Consider the following 7,030-nt stretch of genomic DNA (forward strand, 5'->3'; position numbering starts at 1 on the left):
GGCTTTCGGCGATGTCGTCCGTCACCGGCTGGATGCGAACGCCGAGCCAGCCGCGCCGCGTCTCGCCATACTGGCGAAGCTGGTCGACGACGCCGGCGGCAAGCTGCGAGGGGATGGAGAAACCGATGCCGATGGAGCCGCCCGACGGCGAGATGATCGCCGTGTTGATGCCGATGACCTCGCCGGCGGCGTTGAACAGCGGACCGCCGGAATTGCCGCGGTTGATGGCGGCGTCGGTCTGGATGAAATCGTCATAGGGACCGGAATTGATGTCGCGGTTGCGCGCCGAGACGATTCCGACCGTCACCGTGCCGCCCAAGCCGAACGGATTGCCGATCGCCATCACCCAGTCGCCGACGCGCATCTTGATGGAATCGCCGAATTTCACCGCCGTCAGCTTGTGGCCCTTGGGGTCGACCTTCAGCACCGCGACGTCGGTCTTGGTGTCGGTGCCGACAAGCGTCGCCTTCAGCGTGATGCCGTCGGAGAAATTCACCTCGATATCGTCGGCATCGGCGATGACATGGTTGTTGGTCACCACGATGCCCTGCTCGGCGTCGATGACGAAGCCGGAGCCGAGCGACTGCACTTTCTGCCCGCCGCCGCCCTTGTCGCCGCCGCGGTTCTTGAAGAAATCGTCGAAGAAATCCTGGAACGGCGAGCCCTCGGGCAGTTGCGGCATCGGCACCGCGCCCGGTCCTTCCGTGCCCTTCACCGTCTGCGAGGTCGAGATGTTGACCACCGCGCCGAGCAGGCGCTCGGCGAGATCGGCGACCGAAGGCGGTCCGTCGGAGGCAACCGTCGGCGTGACGAAGGATGGAACGGCAACAATGCCGACCGCGAATGCGGTGGCGCCGGCGAAGACCATACGCCGCGCCGCGCGCAACAGGGTGTCGGATATCATCATGGCCTCCCGGTTGTTCTGAAAAGGAAGGGCGCATCCGCAAAGGCGCCCGTCCGGTTCATGTTGGCAAAAAATACGGCACGTTTGCGGCTATAGCTATCGGCGCAAGATAAATCGTCAATCGCTTGGGCACCAAGGAATATCATAAGCCGCGGACGAGCCAGACGATGCCGACGCCGACGGCGATCGCCACCAGCCCGCCGACCCGCAGCACATTTTCCGGCACCGACAGCACCTCGGCCGCGAGTTTCCGGGCCAAAGCCGGAAACCCGCCATAGACCAGCCCCTCGATCACCAGGACCAGGCCGATTGCCGCCAGAAAATCCTGCACCGCCCGCTACTGGGCGGTGCCGGGTTGGGTCGCAGGCGCGGCAGGTGCCGTCGCAGGCGCGGCCGTTGGCGCGGAAGGCGCCGGGCCGGGCTTGCTGCCCGGATCGCGGAAGTAGCGGAAGAACTCGGACTCGGGCGAGAGCACCATCGTCGTTCCGGTGTTGTCCAGCGCCGTGCCGTAGGCGTTCATCGAGCGATAGAAGTCGAAGAAGGCGGGATCGCGCTTATAGGCATCCGCGAAGGTCGCGCTGCGCTGCGCCTCGCCCTCACCACGCAGGATCTCCGATTCCTTCTGCGCCTCGGCGACGATCTCGACGACCTCGCGGTCGGCCCGCGCCCTGATGCGCTGCGCCGCCTCGTTGCCGCGCGCCCTCAGGCGCTCGGCTTCCGCCAGGCGCTCGGCCTTCATGCGGTCATAGGTCTGCTGCGAGACCTCCGCCGTCAGGTCGGTCCGGCGGATGCGCACATCCTCGATATCGAGGCCGAGCGACGTCGCGTCGGGGCGCAGCTGATCGCGCACCTCGCGCATCATGTTGCCGCGCTCCTCGGAGAGCGCGGCCTCGAAATCGCGCAAGCCGTAGACACGGCGTAGCGCCGCATCGAGACGCGTCCTCAGCCGGGCTTCGGCCAGTTCCACCTGACCGGACACAGCCGCGCGGAACGTGCGCGGATCCGAGATTCGGTAGGCGATGAAGGCATCGACCTCGTAGAACTTGCCACCCGAGACCTGGACGCGGATGTTGTCGAGGTCGAAGCGCATCACGCGCTTCTCGACCATCTGCACGCTGTCGGCGTCGAAAAAGGCGAACGGCGCCTTGAAGTAGATGCCGGGCTCGTTCTTGACGTCGATGATCTCGCCGAACCGCAGCACGATCGCCTGCTGGCCGGCATTGACCACGAACACCGAGGAATAGAGCAGGAACAGGAGGATGGCCGCGATGACGGCGATGATGGGGAGACGGTTGGCCATCACTGGTTACCTCCCGTCGCGGCGCCGAGGGGCGACGGCGGCGCTTTCGGCTGCAAAGCCGGCAGCGGCAAATAAGGCAGCACGCCCTGACCGTTGCCCGGCTCGACGACGACCTTGTTCGAGTCCTTCAGGATCCTCTCCATGGTTTCGAGATAAAGACGCTTGCGCGTGACGTCGGGCGCCTTGGCGTATTCATTGTAGACAGAGATGAAGCGCTGCGCCTCGCCTTCCGCTTCCTGAACGACCCGGTTCTTGTAGGCGGCCGCGTCTTCACGGATCTGCGCCGCTTGGCCGCGCGCCTGTCCGAGCTTCTGGTTGGAATACTGGTTGGCCTGCTCGACGAACTTGTCCTCGTCCTGCTCGGCGCGTTGCACTTCATCGAAGGCGTCGGCGACCTCGCGCGGCGGCGCCGCATCCTCGATCGAGACCGCGTTCACCTGGAGGCCGGTCTTGTAGCCGTCGAGCGTGCCCTGGATGATCTCGCGCACCGCGGTTGCGATGCCCTGGCGATCGTCGCGGAAAATATCCTGCGCCGGGCGCCGGCCGACAACTTCGCGCATCGCGCTCTCGGCGACCTGCGCCAGCATGCCGTCGGGGTCGGAGACGTCGAACAGGTAGGCTTTGGGATCCGAGACCTGATAGGCGACCGAGAACTGAACGTTGACGATGTTCTGGTCGCCGGAGAGCATCAGCCCGGAGCCGCTGCTCGCGCCACCACCGATGCTGACCAGTTGCTCGGAGATCTTGGCGGTTTCGACCGTTTCGATCGGCCACCAGTGGAAATGCAGGCCAGGCTGCGAGAGTTCAGACTTCGGCTGGCCGAAACGCAACTCGACGGCGACCTCGTCGGGCTGCACGGTATAGATCGCCTTGAAGGCCCACAGCACGATGAGCGCCAGAGCGATGAGCCCGAGCACCGCCGGGCTGGCGCCGCCGCCGCCCGGAAGCGCGCGCCGCAGCCTGTCCTGGCCACGGCGGATGATGTCCTCGAGATCGGGCGGGGAACCCTGCGGTCCGCTTGGCCCTTTCGGCCCCTGCCCCCAGGGTCCCTGATTGCCGCCGCCGCCCCATGGGCCGCCGCCGCCACTCTTGTCGTTCCAGGGCATGAATGTCCTTTCGCTTCGGTTCCCTCAGGCCTTGCGGCGCAATCCTAACGCATGACCGGGAAAACCCATATCGGTTTTCGAAAAGGAATCGTGCGCCAAAATCAAGGTATTACGGCGGCCTCTTGTGCGTCCGGTTGGACGCGGGCCGCTGCAACACCGTTCTTCTATAGGGACGCGTCGATCCGCTTTCAACGCGATGGGCCATCGTCCCCATGCGATTTGGATCGGTCGCGACCCTTTGTCGTCATCAACGATCGTCGCGTCGGCGCTCGTAAACCGTATAACGCGTGGCGTGGCTGTCTTTCTCGCCGGCGGGAAAATCCTCGGCGCTGACGACTTGCCAGATGCTCGGGTCGATCGGCGGAAAATGCGCGTCGCCATCGACGCTGGCCAGCACATGCGTCACGTGCAGCCGGTCGGCAACCGGCAAGGCCTGGGCATAGATCTCGCCGCCACCGACCACGCAGATCTCCTCCGCTCCCGCCATGCAGCGGCCGCGCACCCTGGCCAGCGCGATCGCGTCATCCAGCGAGTGGGCCACTTCGATGCCTTCGGCGCGCCAGGCCTTGTCGCGCGTCACCACGATGTTGAGCCGGCCGGGCAGCGGCCGGCCGATGCCTTCATAGGTCTTGCGGCCCATGATGATCGGCTTGCCCATCGTATCGGCCTTGAAGCGCTTGAGATCGGTGGAAAGCCGCCACGGCAGGCCGCCCTCGCGGCCGATCACGCCGTTTTCGGCGATGGCGACATAGATCGCGATATCCATCAGCCGCCGTTCCCGCCATTGTCGGACGGCTCGAGCAGCAGGATGTCGATGTCGCGCTCGGGATAAAAATCTTTCGCGGTGATCTCGAATGTCGTCGGTCCGACCTTTTTGACATTGTCGCCGCAGAAGGAGACGAGGTTTTTGGGGCTGCCCTTGTCGATCGTCAGCTTGAAATTGCCGATGGTGCCGGAGGCCCAGTTGCCCCCCGTGGTGAGGACGTAGGCGATCCGGCTCTCGTAATATTTTGGATAACCGTCCGGATTCGCCTTGGCCGCCTTGCGCACCACGTTCTCGAACGTCTGATCCATGCAGTAGCGGGTCTTGTAAGTCTCGTATTGCGGGCTCTGGAACTGGCCATCGGAGAAGAAGCTGACCGAGGAGGTGCCGCCGACGCTTGGCTTATAGCGATGCGAGACATGAACTTCCTTGTTGGCCGGGAAGGTCGAACGCCACCAATAGGTCGAGCGCAATTGCCAGAAGGGCACATAGGCGGTCTGCATGCCCGAACCGTCATCGGCCGTATCCTCGATGATGATGCCGCGGTCTTCCCAGTCCTTGGTGACAGCCTTGGGCAGTTTCGCCAGCGCCGCCTTGGCAGCATCGCCGAACGGATAGAGCGGCACGCTCTGGGCCTTGAGGTCGGCAGTGATGTCGATGCCCAGTGCAAACGCCCGTTGCTCAAGCTGAGGCTTCGCGTCGACGCCGTCAATCGTCACCTCGAAGCCGAGGAAATTGTCGCTCTGCGCCTCCGGGAGCGCCGGCATCTCGTTGCGATCGCCCTCGATGTCGGGCATCGGGAACGCCACGATGGAGCTGACATCCTTGTCGGTGTTGTTGCGGAAGACATAGTCGACCGTCACCTTCTCCGGCGAGATGAAAAGGTCCTCGCTTTGCATGGCGACGGCATCGCTGCGCGACAGGATCAGGCCGCCGGTGCCGAGTTCGGCGACGGAATCGTTGGCGAGGGCCGGAGCGGCCATGATCGCCAGCGCCGCGGTCAGTATGGTGCGTAACATCGACCCCTCCTCTGTGCCGCTATACCGGGACCAGCCGGATGCGCTCTTCCATCTACCCGTTTCAAGATAGCGTTTCAAAGCCCTTCGTCACCGGATACGGGTACTTCTGGACACCGAGCCGCCGATCAGGCAGGAGATCGCCATGCGCAAGCTTCTCGTCATCGGCATCGGCGCCGGTAATCCCGATCACATGACGGTCCAGGCCATCAACGGCCTGAACCGCGCCGACGTGCTGTTCATCCCCGACAAGGGGGCGAAGAAGAACGATCTCGCCGATCTGCGCCGGCAGATCTGCGACCGCTTCGTCACCAACCCTAAATCGCGCCGCGTCGAATTCGAGGTGCCGGTCAGGGCCGAGCCGACATCGTCCTACCGGACAACCGTCGACGACTGGCACGAGGCGATCGCCGAAATCTACGAGACCCTGATCCGCCACGAGCTTGCCGAAGACGGTTGCGGCGCCTTCCTGATCTGGGGCGACCCGTCGCTTTATGACAGCGCGCTGCGCATCCTCGAGCGCGTCCGCCTGAGGGGCAATGTGGGTTTCGAGCTCGAAGTCATCCCCGGCATCACTGCGATCCAGGCGCTGGCCGCCGCCCACGCGACCGCGCTCAACCGCATCGGCGATTCGATCCTGGTGACCACCGGCCGCCGGCTGACCGAAGAAGGCCTGCCGGCCAATGCCGGCTCGACCATAGTCATGCTCGACGGCAAATGCGCCTTCAACACGCTGGCCGACAAGGATGTCTTCATCCAGTGGGGCGCCTATCTCGGCACGCCGGATGAGATCGTCATCTCCGGACGCCTAGGCGATGTCGGTGCCAAGATCGAGAAGGTCCGCGAGGAAGCCCGCCGGAAAAAGGGCTGGATCATGGACACTTATCTGCTGAGGAAATCAGGGGAGTAAGGGAGTAGGGCAGTAAGGCAATAGGGGCGCGCACATCGCATGCGCAAGCACTCCGGGACGTCACACCCTACTGCCCTACTGCCCTACTGCCCTACTGCCCTACTGCCCTACTGCCCTACTGCCCTACTGCCCTACTGCCCTACTGCCCTACTGCCCTACTGCCCTTCATCCGGCATCGATCTCCGCCTGCAGCGCCTGCATATGGACGGCCGCGGCCGATGACGCGGCCCGCTCTATGGCCCGGAAACGGCTGACGACCGCCAAACCCACCGATGTCAATTGCGCGCCGCCGCCCTTCTTGCCGCCGGTTTGCGCGGCGACCAGCGGCTTGCCGAACACGCGGTTCATGTCCTCGACCAGATCCCACGCATGCTTGTAGGACATCTCCATGCCGCGCGCCGCGGCCGAGATCGATCCGAAGGCGGCGATCTGCTCCAAAAGCTCAATCTTGCCGGGGCCGATCCGGCCGTCGGGGTCGAGATTTATCCGCAGGCTCAACGATGGCATGCCCTGTCCTCCGCGGTCATGCCGAGACTACCCTCTCCGCCGCCAGATCGCTATTCCAAATCAACATAGCGATTTGGCCCTTCGTCAACCATCCGCCTCAACCGGCAGGCCCGCCCCGGTCGTCGCGCTGTCGAAGCTCACCGTCTTGATCACCGCGAAGACCTGCTGGCCGAGCGCCAGACGAAGGGTGTGTTTGGACTGTTCGGTGATCCGAGCCAGCACGATCGCGCCATTGCAGTCGATGGCGATTTCCACGGTCGGCCCGATGCCCGGCCTGACAGCGGTGATCGTTCCCGCCAGAATGTTGAGCGCGCTGAGACCTGCCGGCCGCTCGGTCGCGATCATGACGTCGCGGGCGCGGATGCGAATGCGCACCGGAGCGCCCGCTGCCATCGCCAGTTTCGGCACCCGGATTTCGCCGGCCGGTGAGCCCAGCACCGTCATGCCGAACGCCTCGTCGTGGCGCAGTACCTTGGTGTCGAGCACCGCCCCGCCTTCGCCGCGTTCCTCCGCCGGCAACAGGT

At 64.5% G+C, this 7,030-nt stretch carries 9 protein-coding genes; 1 reads left to right on the forward strand and 8 read right to left on the reverse strand.

Annotation, left to right across the window (positions count from 1 at the left end):
* From EOA27_RS15280 to EOA27_RS15305, 6 genes are all read right to left on the reverse strand, one after another.
* The coding region (locus tag EOA27_RS15280) for a trypsin-like peptidase domain-containing protein (RefSeq protein WP_245491098.1) at positions 1–868 on the reverse strand (868 nt) is incomplete at its 3' end.
* Positions 869–1,046: 178 nt separating this feature from the next.
* The gene (locus EOA27_RS15285) at positions 1,047–1,235 is read right to left on the reverse strand and encodes a DUF2065 family protein (RefSeq protein ID WP_126082052.1); all 189 of its coding nucleotides are present in this window, start codon (positions 1,233–1,235) and stop codon (positions 1,047–1,049) included.
* 6 nt (positions 1,236–1,241) lie between these two features.
* The gene (locus EOA27_RS15290) at positions 1,242–2,204 is read right to left on the reverse strand and encodes a protease modulator HflC (protein WP_126082051.1); all 963 of its coding nucleotides are present in this window, start codon (positions 2,202–2,204) and stop codon (positions 1,242–1,244) included.
* Positions 2,204–3,310 carry an FtsH protease activity modulator HflK gene (hflK, locus tag EOA27_RS15295; RefSeq protein ID WP_126082050.1) on the reverse strand — a complete coding sequence of 369 codons (1,107 nt, stop codon included), beginning with the start codon at positions 3,308–3,310 and terminating at the stop codon, positions 2,204–2,206. Before hflK ends, EOA27_RS15290 begins: the two co-directional genes overlap by 1 nt.
* A gap of 247 nt (positions 3,311–3,557) precedes the next feature.
* A complete protein-coding gene (locus tag EOA27_RS15300) occupies positions 3,558–4,076 on the reverse strand; it encodes a dihydrofolate reductase (protein WP_126082049.1) in 519 nt (172 codons plus the stop codon).
* Positions 4,076–5,092 carry a DUF4424 domain-containing protein gene (locus tag EOA27_RS15305; protein ID WP_126082048.1) on the reverse strand — a complete coding sequence of 339 codons (1,017 nt, stop codon included), beginning with the start codon at positions 5,090–5,092 and terminating at the stop codon, positions 4,076–4,078. The genes EOA27_RS15300 and EOA27_RS15305 overlap by 1 nt, the downstream gene beginning before the upstream one ends.
* A gap of 142 nt (positions 5,093–5,234) precedes the next feature.
* On the opposite strand from EOA27_RS15305, the gene cobF reads away from it, so the two are divergent.
* The gene (gene cobF, locus EOA27_RS15310; RefSeq protein ID WP_126082047.1) at positions 5,235–5,999 is read left to right on the forward strand and encodes a precorrin-6A synthase (deacetylating); all 765 of its coding nucleotides are present in this window, start codon (positions 5,235–5,237) and stop codon (positions 5,997–5,999) included.
* A gap of 165 nt (positions 6,000–6,164) precedes the next feature.
* On the opposite strand, the gene EOA27_RS15320 is transcribed toward cobF, so the two are convergent.
* Together EOA27_RS15320 and EOA27_RS15325 are read right to left on the reverse strand one after the other, a co-directional pair.
* Positions 6,165–6,506 (reverse strand): winged helix-turn-helix domain-containing protein, encoded by a 342-nt coding sequence (locus EOA27_RS15320; RefSeq protein ID WP_042644082.1) that lies wholly within the window; start codon positions 6,504–6,506, stop codon positions 6,165–6,167.
* 84 nt (positions 6,507–6,590) lie between these two features.
* On the reverse strand, positions 6,591–7,030 hold a 440-nt coding region (locus EOA27_RS15325; protein ID WP_189562036.1), incomplete at its 5' end, for a TOBE domain-containing protein.

The sequence above is a fragment of the Mesorhizobium sp. M2A.F.Ca.ET.037.01.1.1 genome (genome assembly GCF_003998075.1).
Lineage (GTDB): Bacteria > Pseudomonadota > Alphaproteobacteria > Rhizobiales > Rhizobiaceae > Mesorhizobium.